The sequence below is a fragment of the Zobellia russellii genome (assembly GCF_044597075.1).
In the GTDB taxonomy this organism is placed as follows: Bacteria; Bacteroidota; Bacteroidia; order Flavobacteriales; family Flavobacteriaceae; genus Zobellia; species Zobellia russellii.
In genome coordinates this window covers 4311095-4326086 of the sequence record NZ_CP139000.1, presented here as the reverse complement: position 1 = coordinate 4326086, position 14992 = coordinate 4311095, and the positions used below count along the sequence as shown (strand labels likewise).

Annotated in this window: 10 protein-coding genes; 5 read left to right on the top strand and 5 right to left on the bottom strand. The window is 39.7% G+C overall.

Annotated features, from left to right (window positions below; translation table 11 throughout):
- Positions 1-28: 28 nt before the first annotated feature.
- The 3 genes from SJY45_RS17725 to SJY45_RS17715 form a co-directional block, all read right to left on the bottom strand.
- Positions 29-1474 carry a hypothetical protein gene (locus tag SJY45_RS17725; protein WP_400072465.1) on the bottom strand — a complete coding sequence of 482 codons (1446 nt, stop codon included), beginning with the start codon at positions 1472-1474 and terminating at the stop codon, positions 29-31.
- 147 nt (positions 1475-1621) lie between these two features.
- A complete protein-coding gene (locus tag SJY45_RS17720; protein ID WP_289061796.1) occupies positions 1622-3376 on the bottom strand; it encodes a TonB-dependent receptor in 1755 nt (584 codons plus the stop codon).
- Between the two features lie 96 nt (positions 3377-3472).
- A complete protein-coding gene (locus SJY45_RS17715) occupies positions 3473-6490 on the bottom strand; it encodes a tetratricopeptide repeat protein (protein WP_400072463.1) in 3018 nt (1005 codons plus the stop codon).
- Positions 6491-6779: 289 nt separating this feature from the next.
- Between SJY45_RS17715 and SJY45_RS17710 the strand changes: the two genes are divergently transcribed.
- From SJY45_RS17710 to ppgK, 5 genes are all read left to right on the top strand, one after another.
- Positions 6780-7463 (top strand): cell division ATP-binding protein FtsE, encoded by a 684-nt coding sequence (locus SJY45_RS17710; protein ID WP_215438249.1) that lies wholly within the window; start codon positions 6780-6782, stop codon positions 7461-7463.
- Between the two features lie 161 nt (positions 7464-7624).
- Entirely contained in the window at positions 7625-8698 is a 1074-nt protein-coding gene (locus SJY45_RS17705; RefSeq protein ID WP_400072460.1) for a hypothetical protein, read from the top strand.
- A 93-nt stretch (positions 8699-8791) separates the two neighbouring features.
- The gene (locus SJY45_RS17700; protein ID WP_400072459.1) at positions 8792-9607 is read left to right on the top strand and encodes an NUDIX domain-containing protein; all 816 of its coding nucleotides are present in this window, start codon (positions 8792-8794) and stop codon (positions 9605-9607) included.
- A 40-nt stretch (positions 9608-9647) separates the two neighbouring features.
- Complete coding sequence (locus SJY45_RS17695) at positions 9648-11132, top strand: sulfatase (protein ID WP_400072457.1); 1485 nt, start codon at positions 9648-9650, stop codon at positions 11130-11132.
- A gap of 78 nt (positions 11133-11210) precedes the next feature.
- Complete coding sequence (ppgK, locus tag SJY45_RS17690; protein ID WP_215438253.1) at positions 11211-11960, top strand: polyphosphate--glucose phosphotransferase; 750 nt, start codon at positions 11211-11213, stop codon at positions 11958-11960.
- A 49-nt stretch (positions 11961-12009) separates the two neighbouring features.
- On the opposite strand, the gene SJY45_RS17685 is transcribed toward ppgK, so the two are convergent.
- Positions 12010-12912, bottom strand: a complete 903-nt coding sequence (locus SJY45_RS17685) for a hypothetical protein (protein WP_400072455.1) — start codon at positions 12910-12912, stop codon at positions 12010-12012.
- 100 nt (positions 12913-13012) lie between these two features.
- Entirely contained in the window at positions 13013-14815 is a 1803-nt protein-coding gene (typA, locus tag SJY45_RS17680; RefSeq protein WP_215438255.1) for a translational GTPase TypA, read from the bottom strand.
- Between the last annotated feature and the right edge of the window lie 177 nt (positions 14816-14992).

Below are 14992 nucleotides of genomic sequence, written 5' to 3'. Positions count from 1 at the left end.
CATGAAAATTGAAAAGTATTTTCGAACGTTAATCCAAAGAATCAATATACGCTTGAATTAAATCTACACCTTCTGTATGTAGCTGCGTAATGCCAACAAGTGGCATAGATGGGCCGTAAGCTGGATCTGTTTCTACTCTTAACCTAATATCGGCTTTAAAATCCTCTACATTACTATCCGCATACGAGGTTTCATATCTAAAATCCGGACGGACACCTTGGTTGGAATTATGATAACCGCTAGGTTGGTGGCAGTGGGCACAGTTCACATCCATATAGGCTTTGGCACGTTCGGTTAACGTAAAAGAATCATCCAACCAATCCGGTAGGCGTTCAATCTCCAAAATGGCAGGCGCACCGGAAAGTAACCCTTTATCAATAAAATATTGAAGTTGATTTTTGCCATTATAGAAAAAATTTAAATTTCTTGCCTTGGGTCCAATAGGAATGGTGGTATTGTTAACGTCATGGCACTGCGTACAGTTAACGCTAAACGGAACCTTATATCCTACAGATTGACCACTTCCCGAGCTATCTACCCAGTTTACTTGGATTACCGGTGCCTCGTTACTAAGTTCCGCTTCGGTCTGATCTTCATTCCAAAGGTAGTTCCCCATATCCCACGTACCGTTGGTCTTTATCAAAATTCGGGTTTCAAGTAGTTTTTTTCCCTTTGACGGGTCTCTTTCATCATTGTAATAAAAGAATGTTTTGCTAATAACCGTGTTATCCGGAAACTGTAAAAGGCCTTCGCCATTATAAGTCATTTGCGCACCTTCAGGAAGGGATATCGTTCTGAATTTTTGAGCATAATCACTATAAAGAGGTGTACTTAGACTATATTCATGCGAAGTTGTATTAGGAATTAAATCCGATGGATTTCCTCTAAATATTTTAAGATCGGCCAATTTAGGAAGGAACTGGGCAACGGCATAAACCGTATCATCCAAATATGGATTGCTTCCTGCGGTTACCTCATCGCCATTATTTACACCATCCGCATCACAATCTGCACTTTTCCAAATGTTGTTCGCAGCGTTATATCCTGTATAATTTTCATCTTGCACGGGATCACACGGATTCTCTTTATCAGTACCATCCGCATCTTCCTGGAAATCAGGAATACCATCCCCGTCAGAATCTTTAATTTCGTTTAGATAAGGGTCCGTACCATTGGCAAGTTCTTCGGAATTGGTAACTCCATCCGTATCACAATCGGCTCCTAGCCAAATGACATTATCAACATCATAACCTGTATAACCACTATTTTGTTTAGGATCGCACGGATTGGTCTTACTTGTACCATCCAACACTTCCTTAGAGTCAAGAATACCGTCGCCGTCCGTATCCATATCAGATGTAGATGGCGTACCGGAATCATCGGAACCACAGGCAACAAACAGAACCATTGATACTAAAAAAATGGCGCCAAGCACTTTTTGCCCTAAAAGGAACCCGTAATTACCGAGGCTCACACAAGCCTTTTTATTCTTATAAAACATGATACATTTTCTTTATAGCAATAGCTACAAAAATACGTATTCTACCATGAATCTTACATCCGTATAGATAAGACCCTATAAAAATCGGTTGAATACACCCTATTTATTTTTACTTCAAACCTAAAGATCAAACTTATAGGTTAACCCGCCCATAACCTGCAAGCCCTGAACCGGATAGTTCGCAAAGCGCTGGTAATTGTTATTAGCGATATTCGCTACTTTTAAGAAGAAAGAAAGTTGATCGTTCCACCGGTAGCCCACATGAAAATTAGCATCAAAATAACCATCTAAAGTTATTGGCGTAGCAAAGAAATCTGCCGGGTTTCCGCTTGCGCTGGCAATAGTGGCCACATCATCTCTTTCACCCACATAAAAAAGGTTGGCTCCAGCATACCACTTTTCCCCTATTTGATAATCCATGAACAATGAACTTGTTAAGTTTGGCAAATTCCAAGCCGGGTTATCCGTTTCGGTATTGTAATTAAAGTACTCCACATTTACTCCCAAACTAAAATTCCGGTTTACATCTACATTCAACTCTCCAAAAGCTCCAATAGTTTTTACATCGTCATAAAACACCTCAAAAGAGTTACCATAGTAATAGCCTTTTTCATCGGTCCTTGAGTCATTTCTAGCATTAAGTTTATACAATGCCTTTCTATCTTCCGTGGTATAACTTACTTTGGCGTTATAGCTTAAATTAGGCAAGATTTGCCCTTTAAGACCCACATAGGCATCGTACTTCTTATCCGTAGGAACAATGGTCAATGTTGGAGATACGTACGGGTTGTCCTCTACAAAACCGTAGTAGGAATTTTGCATTAAATCACCCTCTACCCCACCGTAAACGATGGCCATGTCATCTAACAACCTGTAAGATGCGGTAACCGCTGGATAAATATAAAAATTACTATCGCTGTTTTGGGTATCCAGACCATACACAAGGTTTACCCCTAAATTCAACGATAAATCTTCATTTACCAATACCAGGGTAGGGTTAATACCTACTTGTAAATTGCTATAATCTATTCCCGGTGTATTAGTTGGGTTATTAAGACTGGAGTTTTCAAAACTACCGCTTACGTAATCCACTTTTGCTTTGACCTTAAAATCTTCATCTGCCACCGGAAACGAAAAGCCAGTTTTAAAAACAGCCCTATTTTCACCGGATTTAACAGCATCCCAAAATCTTCTGTATTCTAGTTTTGCGTTCTCAAAATAAGAATCCTCAACATTTATGTGACCCGATGCTTCTGCCATATAATAATTCTGACGCTCATCAATACCATCTACGGTTTCCTCCGTAAAGGTAGCATCTGGAATACCGTACCAATTGTAAAGTTGATGTTGAGCACCTACATCTACTCCCCAGTCAAAATCACTATCCCTTTTGGTGTAACTGGCATTTAATTCCGTGTTCGAGTAAATATTATCCAACGCTACACCATCAATATCCCCACGAGAGGAATTATGTCCCAAACCAAGGGTGTATCCGGATTCACGATCAATAGTTCTGCTCGTATAAAACTTACCCATTAAATTGGCGGGATTACCAATACCCGCAGAAGCATATGAGTTATACAGTACTGGTGGCGGGGTTTTCTTTACGGCCGAAGCCTTGCCCTTGGCAGGTGTAAATGTTGACGCTACCGGAACGGAAAAAATACTATAATTGATTTTCTTCTTTTGCAATACGATAGAATCATTAAGATTAGGCATGGTCTTAATCTTAAAAGCATCATTGATCGTTGGCGTATAGGCCTTGGTTACGGTAACGGTTTCCGTACCTATATCATCTTTTTCTTCTTCTTGCGCTATGGCTAACTGAAAAACACCCGTAAGAAAAATAAGAGTAAGCTTTATATGTTTGTGCATTCTGTGTTCTTTTTTGAATTTACACCTTAAAAGCGAAGCCGGTTCTAAGACCCCACTCGGATTCAATTTTTTCAATCTTGTTAATCTATTTCAATGTTAGTCCGTTCGCACAGATGAGTTGCTCTGTGCTTCCTTAGCCTTAATAATGGAAAGTTCAGCTTTGGCCTCTGAAACGATCTCATCAAACTGACCGAAGTTACTTATCACACTATCCAAAATATAAGTAGCTTGATATGCATCTCCCAAAGCATAGAAATTTTTGGCCATCAAAATCAGCCCTTTTCCTCCCCATTCTTTATAACCGGAATAATCCTTTGCCAGTTTCTGTACCGCAATATTGGAGTTTTCATAGTCCTGCGCCTTACTCTTAAAATACGCATCATAGTATAGTGCTTCCGCCGCAGTAGAACCTGATGCTATTTTCAAAACATCTGCATAGGCTTTCTCCGCTTTTGCTTCATCTCCCGTAGCAATTGCAGAACGGGCAATCATTATTTGAGCATCACTTTTAATACGATTATCTATAATAGGTGTGGCCAAAACTTTTTCGGCATAGGCCAACGTCTTACCGTAATCTTTTTGCTTGTAGTAACCTTTCATTAAGTTAGACTGGGCAAAAGTTCTGTTTTGCTGAATATCCGCTTGATTTTCCAATCGCTGTAAATAAGGCAATGCCGAAGCATAATCTTCTTTGCCCAAATAGATTTCACAAACCCGTGTCAGCGCCTGCTCTGCATACTCGCTCCCCATTTTATCCGCAACGAATTTATAATTTGGCAATGCCTGTTCCTTTTCTCCTTTTGCAAAATATAATTGCGCCAAGTTGAAATTGGCCTTGACCGCATTTAATCCGTTAGGGAACTGCTTTATGTAATTTTCGTACCCTTTAATGGCAGCATCTTTTTTGCCCTCCATATTTTGCTTATCCGCAGATTCAAAAGTGGCATTATCCAGCTCGCTATCCGTAACCTCTACAAAGTCTAGTTTCTGAACCCATTCTGCATACTCATCAACCCGGCCTAAATCAACATAAATTAATTTTGCCGTAGAAACTGCCTGAATAGCTTCTTGTGTATTAGGAAAATTATGGACCACCGCTTTAAACTCCTTTAAGGCTTGTTCGTTTCGGCTGGCATTATAGTGCACCAAACCTTGGCGCATCATAGCCTGTGGCACCAATGAACTGGCTTTATATTCCGTAATCATCCTTTGATAGGTCTGAAGCCCCTGTTGCTCCTGTCCTGTAGAAATTAAGGTATTGGCCAACTCAAAAAGGGCATCGTCCTTTAAACTGGATTTTGGATAGGCCGACACAAAGGTTCTTAACTCTTCTATTTTGGTATCGCGTCTATCTACAAAACCATAACTGATGGCCTTTTGGTAAGCCGCATAGTCTTTCTCCGGTCCGGACAGGGTAAGTGCCTTGTTATAGGTTTCAATGGCCGGCCAATATTTACTGGTTACAAAGTAACTATCTCCCAAACGCAAGTAACCGTCGTATAATTTCTGTGTATCGTTAGACCCTGCATTGGTGAAATTACCAAAATACGATATGGCATTACTATAATCCTTCAACTTAAAATAAGTATATGCCAAGTTGTAATCCAGCTCTTTATATTCCTCTGTAGATTTAGCCGATGGATTTTGCTGAAACTGAATATAATCTACCAATGCATCTCCGTGATCATTGAGCGCATATTCCGCTTCTGCTTTCCAATAATTGGCTTTCGCCTTAAAAAGATTGCTCTCTGCACTACCTAATGACTTTCCTAAATTTTCAACGGCTCCTTGATAGTCACCGTTCATGAACAGTTCTATACCACGATAGTAGGCCACTTTCTGATAGGTAGATTTACTAGCATAATTTTTGTTCTTTTCCAGAAGTTCCATAGCCCCTGCAAAATTTTTGGAAGTGATATAGGAATCTACCAACAGTTCTTGCATTTCTTCTGTATTGGCACTATCCGGATATTTGGCCAAATAATCCGAAATAACCTGTGGTACCGGATCATAGGCATTACCCACCTCATAACTTAAACGGGCATAGTTTAAATAGGCATCCTTTTGAATCTCCTGTGAGAAGTCCATTTGCGAAGCATTTCTAAAAGCGTTCAATGCCTCTTGCTTTTTGTCCAACTTTAAATAACATTCCGCTAAATGGTAATAAGCATTTTGCGAAACACTGTTGGTTCCTCCTATAATTTTATTGAATTGCTGTACCGCATTGGCATAATCTCCTTGCTTGTAGTATGAATATCCCAAAAGGTAGTAATCCGTATTGCTCCACTTGCCTTTTTTACCTTGGTAATCCTCTAGGTAAGGAATAGCATTGGCATATTCGTTCAAGTTAAAATAACTTTCCCCAATAATTTTACTGAGTTCGGATTTCTCTTTTCGGTCTCCTTTTGCCATTTGCTTCTTTGCCAAAGCTATGGCCTGATCAAACTTACCCAGCTTAAAATTCATATCAGCTTGGTAATAATCCATCTTTTCTTCAAGAATTTCAGGATCCTTTATCTGGTCAAATCGTTGGTTTGCCGTATCGTAATCATCTTGCTGATAAGCTATGTACCCCATGTAATATTTGGCCTGAGAGCCATAAACCGGAGAATTTTCTACCTTTTGAAGGTAGCTTTCGGCCTGCTTTTGTTTTCCCGAAGAAAAGAGCGAATATCCATAGTTAAAATTAAACTTGTCCATCTCCTTACGAGACAAGGCGCTTTGCTCAACCTTATTGTACCATTTTAAAGCATACGGATACTTTCCCGTCTCAAAATAGTATTCGGCTACATCTACATAAGCGGAATTCCTTTTGGTAGAAGTTGGATAATTGGTCACAAAATCCTCCATGAGCCTATCCGCGCCCAACTGGTTGAGCCTTACGGCAGCATTTGCCTCATAGTATGCACTATTGGCCTTGGTCTCCAAATTATTGGTATTGTCCTTGACCTTTGCAAAAATAGACTGTGCCGCTTGGTATTGCTCATTGTTATAGAGCGCCAAGGCATCTTGATATTGTTTTTGATCGTGGGTATAAATTTCAGTTTCTTGAGCAATTCCCATAGAAACCATCCCCAAGAAAATAGGGATAAGCGCGGTGATTTTTTTTAGCATAGTGTTCTAACTAGAAATATGTATTACCGTTAATTAATTTTAATAACGTTGAATATTGCATCTAAGTATATGGCAAGCGGTGTTTTCATTTTAATAATTACACACTCTGAACAATCTTGCAAAAAAGCGAAAAGATTTTGTCCGTGCCTGCCGTACGTTAGTTTTTAACTTATTACTTTTATATCAATATTACGAATCAAAGTTCGAGATTTGGCGATCACAAAGTAAAACTGCGCCCTACCTTTAACGATTGATTAACAAATTAACCTTAAACCCACTACCGCTAAACATGTCCGAAACGATTTTAGAGCTAAAGGATGCAGCAATTTTCCAAAAGGATAGTCTTGTTTTAAACGAGGTAACACTTGATGTACTTAAAGGCGAATTCGTTTATTTGATAGGTAAAACGGGAAGTGGCAAAAGTAGCTTTATGAAAACGCTCTATGGAGACCTTCCCCTAAAGCAAGGTAGCGGGCGTATTGTAGATTTTGACCTCACCAAATTACGGGAAAAGGACATTCCGTTTTTACGACGGAAAATTGGTATTGTTTTTCAAGATTTTAAATTGTTGCCCGATCGTAATATTAATAAAAACCTCTATTTTGTACTCAAGGCAACGGGCTGGAAGGATACCCACAAAATGAACCAGAAAATAGAAGAGGTCCTGAACAAAGTGGGTATGAAGACCAAGGGGTTCAAATTCCCGCATCAGCTTTCGGGAGGGGAACAACAACGTGTAGCCATTGCGCGGGCCCTTTTAAACGACCCTGAGCTTATTCTAGCCGATGAACCCACTGGAAACCTAGATCCGCAAACCAGTGTAGAGGTAATGAAGGTCTTGCAGGAAATCCATAAATCCGGCCGGTCTATTTTAATGGCAACACATGATTACGCCTTAATATTAAAATACCCTTCAAAAACATTGAAGTGCGACGGAAACAAAATTTTTGAGGTCGTACAGCGAGCCGTGTAGCGTATTGCCCCACTTACACATAAAATAACCGTATCCCTACAAAAGCATAACATAGAAGGCCAGTAATTTTCATAACTTTAGACAGGTATAGGCTTTAAGCATTTTTTAAAATGCCGGGCAGAACCTTGTTAGGTAATGTAATTTTCTAAATATAAAACGTTATGTCCCACATTAACTTTGCTTGGTGGAATCTCCAAAACTTTTTTGATACGGATGATGACCCAATTTCCAACGACTTCAGTTTTACACCTGCGGAAGGTTGGACAGAAAGTGTTTTCAACAAGAAAAAAGAAAATCTGGCGGAAGGCCTAAATCTTATTTGGCCCAACGAGCAAATTGATCTGTTGACCGTTTGTGAAATAGAAAAAGACACCCTCTTACAAGATTTATTGGACGAGGCGGGCATGAACCACCTTAGCGTGGTTTTTGATGCTTCCGGCACAAGCGATTTAAGGGGAATTGACGTAGCCATGGCCTACAACCCCAGTAAGCTTACCGTGGTTTCAAGGGCATCTCACCTGGTTCACCTAAGATATCGTACCAGAGATATTTTTGAAGTGACTTTTAGAATCAATGATACCGGAGAAGAATTTGTAGTAATTGCATCGCATTGGCCTTCGCGTAGCAGAGGTCAATACCATTCGGAACCTTTACGCATTGCCGTTGCCGAACATATTTCCTTTCTAGTGGATGCGCATACCAAAGTAGAATCTACTACCTATGAAGAGCTACAGGCCAATAATGATCTTGCAGCCATCCAATCTAAATGGGAGAGTAAGGTTTTGGTAGTTGGTGATTTTAATGATGAGCCTTTTGACCGCAGTATCGTTCAACATTTAAAAGCATCCAGAGACCTGGACAAGGTAACGGGAGGCACCAATGATTTTGACAAATTCGTTCACACTTCAAAATACCGTGCACGAGAAATCTTTCTCTATAATTTAAGTACGTCTATCATGAACAAATCCGCCACCGGTAATACGGGTACTTACTTCTTAAGCGGATTGTATGACGGTACCGTTTTTGCCAACCGCTATCAAATGCTAGACCAACTTGTGGTTACCCGCGGATTCCTTTCCGGTAACGGCGTAGAAGCCCAAATAGAAACTTTTGACATTGTTGACGACCCTGTTTTGGCCACCTCCAGTGGAAGGCCCAGATCTTTTAAATACAAATCTTCAAGTCCCAAAGGATACTCGGACCACTTGCCGCTAAAATTGAAACTTAGTTACTGATTACCCACCAAAAACAATGGTTCTACAAATTGAAACGGCTATCTTTAAAATCCTATAAAAGATTTGCTGTTACGGCAGCCTCAAGCCTACATCATGATTTTAAAAAAACGAACCTACAGACCGGACAAACCCGTAAATCCTTTTATTGGTGCACTCCTCTTTCTGATCTCTATTGTTCTTTTACTCATTACAGGTCCCCTCGGCTTTGTATATGGTATTTTCCATAGTCTGTTTACCAGAGGTGTAAAAGGCATTGGGGAGTATCTATTAAAAATTGCTATTTCTGTAGACCAATTAGGCAATGTAATGATGCAGCATTTAATGAACATCTTGTGGACGACTAGAAACGGTTATAAATTCGGAAATAGGGATGAGACTATTTCAAGTGCTTTAGGCCGAAACAAAAAGTTGGGAACCCTCACGGCCGCAGGAAGATTAATGGACAAAATTTTAGATATCATAGACCCTGACCACTCCTTAAATTCCATTGATTATTATGTGGAGCCTTCCGAGGATATTATAGATCATTTGGCATGGATACTTATTAAGGACGAACAAATACTTTGCTTAAAAAATACGAATAAAGACTTCTATTTTATCCCCAAAGGAATTCGCATCAAGGGCGAAACCGATGCACAAACCCTCGCTCAAAGCACCAAGAAAAACTTTAATATAGATATTGATATCCCAACTATGGAGTTCGTGGGTATTTTTGAAGCGCAGGCACATGGCAAAAAACCGGGAATTCTATCCCGCATGACCTGCTATACCGCCAAACACAGCGGCACACTACAACCCGACTCCCAAATTCATGAAATAGCCTGGTTATCTTATGAAGACAAAGAGAATTTAAGTGAGGTAGACCAACTTATTTTTGATGTTTTGTACCAAAACGGTGAGCTTCCTTAAAATCTGTATCTTTAGTTTTTACTTACCAAACCCAACTAAGATGCTCAAACATTTTGCCGCGCTATTACTCATAGTAGGCCTTAGCAACAATAACCAGCTATTGGCCCAAAACCGAGAAAAACCCAATGTCCTGTTCATTTGTGTAGACGACCTCCGTACGGAGCTAGGTGCTTATGGAAAACACTATGTAAAATCGCCCCATATAGATGCCTTGGCAAAAAGCGGAGCGCTGTTCACCAATCATTATGTTCAAGTGCCCACGTGTGGTGCCTCAAGGCATGCTATCCTTACAGGTATGCGCCCTTCAAAACCTATTCATATATCCAATAATGCCATAGTTGAAGAAATTTCCAATCAGCCTGAAAAATCCGTGCCGGAAACATTCATCCATCGTTTTAAACAAGACGGATATCACACAGTAGGCATTGGAAAAATAAGCCATTCGGCGGATGGATTTGTATATGGCTACGAAGAACAACCCTCTACAAAAAAGGAGCTTCCTTATAGCTGGAACGAAATGCTTTTTGACCGGGGCAAATGGAAAACCGGTTGGAACGCCTTTTTTGCATACGCTAATGGAGAAAACAGACAAAGCCTTAAAAAACAAGTAAAGCCGTACGAAGCAGGAGAAACCGATGACCAAGGTTATCCTGATGGTCTAACGACCAATCTTGCTATTTCAAAATTAAAGGAGCTGAAGAAAAATGGAGAACCGTTTTTTATGGGTGTTGGTTTCTTTAAACCCCACCTTCCCTTTAATGCCCCTAAGAAATACTGGGACCTGTATGACGAGGAGAAAATACCGGTTTCACCAAATCCAAATATCCCCGAAAACATAAGTTTAAAGAGCCTACATACCAGCGGCGAGTTCAACCAATACGCTTTAGGGGAAGAAAAGGCTGGTCTTGACACTCAAGTATCGGATGCTTATGCCAGAAAATTAAGGCATGGCTATTTGGCTTCAATCAGCTACATAGACGCGCAAATTGGCAAACTATATCAAGAATTAAAAGATTTGGAATTGGACAAAAGCACCATCGTTGTCATTTGGGGAGACCATGGCTGGCATTTGGGAGACCAACGCGTTTGGGGAAAACACACCCTTTTTGAAAATGCCTTAAAAAGCGCGCTAATTATCAATTCACCCTATCCGCAACACAAAGCAAAAAAAGTACGGGCTATTGTGGAAAGTGTGGATATCTACCCCACTCTACTGGATATGTGCGGTATAGACCAAATAAAACCTACCGATGGAGAAAGCTTTGAAAAACATGTAAAATACAACATTCCGGATACTGAGGAAGTTGCATATAGCTATTTTAGAAACGGAATTTCAATGCGAACCAAAAATTATAGGTTAACCAAATACTTTAGAAAAGACCAACCCGTAATTGAACTTTATGACCATCATAAAGACAATGCAATGGAGAATAAAAACATAGCAAAAGAAAACCCTGAGACAATAAAAGAGTTAATGCCACTTTTTGAAAAAGGTGATACCGGCATTTTCACAGTAACCGAATAAAATGTTCGCAAGTCCATAACATTGGATTACTCTGAAAAGTTTTTGTTACTTTGCCCCAACAAATTTTAAAAAGGAATAATGGAAGTTTTAGGTATAGATGTAGGAGGTTCTGGCATGAAAGGTGCCCTTGTAAATATTGAAACCGGAAAATTGGTTTCGGAACGTCATCGTATACCTACGCCCGCATCTCGCAAACCCAAGGATATGGCCAATGTAATTGCCCAAATCGTTGAGCATTTTGATTATAAGGGAAAAGTTGGTGTTGGATTTCCAACGGTTATTAAAAGAGGCGTCTGTAAATCCCCTGGAAACCTTCATAAAAGCTGGCAGAACACCAATGTAGAAGAGCTTTTTGGCAAAAAAACGGGTCTTGACGTTACCGTGGTAAACGATGCCGATATTGCCGGCTATGCTTCTATGAATTATGGCACGGGTAAAGACATGGAGGGCCTTGTGGTAATGATTACAATTGGCACCGGTCTTGGAAGTGGTGCTTTTCTAGATGGTAAATTGATCCCTAATTTTGAGCTAGGTCAAATTCCTTATAAAGAATACAAAAAAATTGAGCTCTGGGCGGCGGGTTCCGCTAAAGACAGAGAAGGGTTATCCTATAAAAAATGGGGCAAACGTTTCAATAAATTTTTAAAATTAGTTGAACTTATCGTTTCACCGGATACTATACTCATAGGTGGTGGTGCCTCAAAAGACTTTGATCAATTTAAAGACTACATTACCATAGAAACTCCTGTTATACCGGCAGGTCTTCAGAACCACGCAGGTATTGTAGGTGCTGCCGCAGCAGCTTTCCACAACATATCATACCATTAAAAAACTATAGAACAAAAAAAAGGCCTTAACTAGATTAAGGCCTTTTTTTCTATTTAATTTCCGCATTATCCGGAACTGCAAAGAAATCTTTGTCAATATCCTTTACAAAGTGGATATCCGAAATATCTATTTGAGTAATATACTCTCCCTGTTTACCGTCTTTGGTAGTCCAGTGGGTTTTCAGTTCTTTAGGCAATAATACACCGCTTACATCCAGTAACTCACCAACTTCCATGAATTTTTCAGGATTATGACCTCCATCCTTAAAATATTCAGGATAAGAAACTATGTAACGCGTAGCCGTCAACAAATGGCTTTCCTTATCCAACTGCAGAATATAGTAATCATCCGGAGCATCTCCGGTACCTGCAGCAAAAGTTACTTTTACCACATCATTGGCTTTACCCTTATAAGTTGCTTCAGGCAATAATTCCAAGTTCACACCTTCTCCATCCAAAATAAAAGGGTGCCCCATTAAATATAATGGCGTCAAGGCCCAAAACTTGGTATCATACGCGAATGCTGTAGAATCCTTGGCCTGTACCCAAGCCGTTTTTCCATCCCAACCAAACCTTGCCGTACTATCCGTAGCACTGGTATGCACCGCTTTATTACGCCAAACATCTACCACTTGATAGCTATCACGTTGTGTACTACCGTCCAACGGCTGATAATTAAAACGAAAAGACAACGCTCCGTTCCCATACCAATTTTTAAGACCTCCATGGGCCTCCATAGCTGCCCACACAATCTTACCTGCTTCTGATTGTTCTAGTTTATCTTTAGCTTTTTCTACGCGGTTATTTACCCAAGATTCAGGTATCACGTAATCCTGAGCTTGTTCTTGAACAACAGCTGTAGTTTCTGATTTTTTGCTTTTAGGCTGCTCGTTGCACGAGGATAGCAAGGTGCCAATCAATAAGAAACCAGCTATTTGTACGTTAATTTTCATAGACTTGTTTTTAGGTTAAACTGTGTAGTCGAATCCGTTTGGTATACCTTTCAATAGAAGGCAAAAAAAAAGCCCTGAAGAGAAATTCAGGGCTTTTAAATTATGCTATTTTATACCTTTTTCGGTCAACTTCTTTTAGATATATCTTTCTAAGTCTAAGATGGTTTGGAGTAACCTCCACATACTCATCTTTCTGAATATATTCCAATGCTTCCTCTAATGAGAATTTAATTGCAGGAACAATTTTAGCCTTATCATCCGCCCCTGAAGAACGTACGTTAGAAAGTTTTTTGGTTTTAGTGATGTTCACAGTCATGTCATCACCACGAGAGTTTTCACCAATTACCTGACCTTCATAAATATCTTCACCTGGATCTACAAAGAACTTACCTCTATCCTGTAATTTATCTATAGAATAAGGAATGGCTTTTCCGGTTTCCATAGAAACCAAAGAACCGTTCTGACGCTGTGGGATATCTCCTTTCATAGGTTGGTATTCCAAGAAACGGTGTGCCATAATAGCCTCACCTGCAGTAGCCGTCAACAATTGGTTACGAAGACCGATGATACCTCTTGATGGAATCAAGAATTCACAGACCATACGTTCGCCTTTAGCTTCCATACTGGTCATTTCACCTTTACGCATAGAAACCATTTCTACAGCTTTTCCAGAAACTGCTTCCGGTAAATCTATAGTAAGAGATTCAACAGGCTCACATTTAACCCCGTCTATCTCCTTAATAATAACCTGAGGCTGACCAATTTGAAGCTCATACCCCTCACGACGCATAGTCTCGATCAATACGGAAAGGTGCAAAACACCACGACCAAAGACCAAAAACTTATCCGCACTATCCGTTTCGCTTACGCGTAACGCCAAGTTCTTTTCAAGTTCTTTCTGTAATCTCTCATTAATATGTCTAGAGGTAACGAACTTACCGTCTTTTCCAAAAAACGGACTATCATTAATAGTGAACAACATACTCATAGTTGGTTCATCTATTGCAATAGTCTTAAGACCTTCCGGATTTTCTATATCGGCAATAGTATCTCCAATTTCAAAACCTTCAATTCCGGTAATAGCACAAATATCTCCAGTAGCTACTTCTTGTACTTTTAGCCTTCCCAGACCTTCAAAAGTAAAAAGTTCCTTGATTTTGGATTTTACTATAGAACCGTCTCTTTTTACCAAAGAAATTTGTTGTCCTTCTTTTAATGTTCCTCTTTGCAGTCTACCAATTGCAATACGACCTGTAAAAGAAGAGAAATCCAAAGAAGTAATCAACATTTGTGTATTACCCTCTTTTGGCTCAAAAGTTGGAATATGCTCAATAACCATATCCAAAAGAGGCTCAATGTTCTCTGTTTCGTTCTGCCAATCATCGCTCATCCAGTTGTTCTTTGCCGAACCGTAAACGGTAGGGAAGTCTAACTGCCACTCTTCAGCACCCAACTCGAACATCAAATCAAAAACCTTCTCATGAACTTCTTCAGGAGTACAGTTTTCTTTATCTACTTTATTGATAACCACACAAGGTTTCAAACCTAAATCAATTGCTTTTTGAAGTACAAAACGCGTCTGAGGCATAGGACCTTCAAAAGCATCTACCAACAACAGAACCCCATCGGCCATGTTCAATACACGCTCTACTTCACCACCAAAATCGGCGTGACCAGGAGTATCAATGATATTTATCTTGGTACCTTTATAAACAACGGATACGTTCTTTGAAGTAATGGTAATACCTCTCTCCCGTTCCAAATCGTTATTATCCAAAATTAAATCTCCTGTGTTCTGGTTCTCACGAAACAATTGACAGTGATACATAATTTTATCTACCAAGGTTGTTTTACCGTGGTCTACGTGCGCAATGATCGCGATGTTCTTAGTTGTTGTTGACATATGAAATTATTTAATAGCAATCCGCCGCTATTTTAAGCGTGCAAAGATACTGCTATTTTTCTAGCAGTAACACAAACTTATGTTATTTTTATGTTGTTGATTTTTAGAGAGTTCGCTACAATTGTAGTAGACAACTTTGAACTAAGCTTATTTTCTCCCGTAAACTGCGCGGAAAAA

Coding starts and splice junctions, on each gene's coding strand:
- SJY45_RS17720 (WP_289061796.1), bottom strand. CDS start 3,376: ATGCACAAACATATAAAGCTTACTCTTATTTTTCTTACGGGTGTTTTT.
- SJY45_RS17715 (WP_400072463.1), bottom strand. CDS start 6,490: ATGCTAAAAAAAATCACCGCGCTTATCCCTATTTTCTTGGGGATGGTT.
- SJY45_RS17710 (WP_215438249.1), top strand. CDS start 6,780: ATGTCCGAAACGATTTTAGAGCTAAAGGATGCAGCAATTTTCCAAAAG.
- SJY45_RS17705 (WP_400072460.1), top strand. CDS start 7,625: ATGTCCCACATTAACTTTGCTTGGTGGAATCTCCAAAACTTTTTTGAT.
- SJY45_RS17700 (WP_400072459.1), top strand. CDS start 8,792: ATGATTTTAAAAAAACGAACCTACAGACCGGACAAACCCGTAAATCCT.
- SJY45_RS17695 (WP_400072457.1), top strand. CDS start 9,648: ATGCTCAAACATTTTGCCGCGCTATTACTCATAGTAGGCCTTAGCAAC.
- ppgK (WP_215438253.1), top strand. CDS start 11,211: ATGGAAGTTTTAGGTATAGATGTAGGAGGTTCTGGCATGAAAGGTGCC.
- SJY45_RS17685 (WP_400072455.1), bottom strand. CDS start 12,912: ATGAAAATTAACGTACAAATAGCTGGTTTCTTATTGATTGGCACCTTG.
- typA (WP_215438255.1), bottom strand. CDS start 14,815: ATGTCAACAACAACTAAGAACATCGCGATCATTGCGCACGTAGACCAC.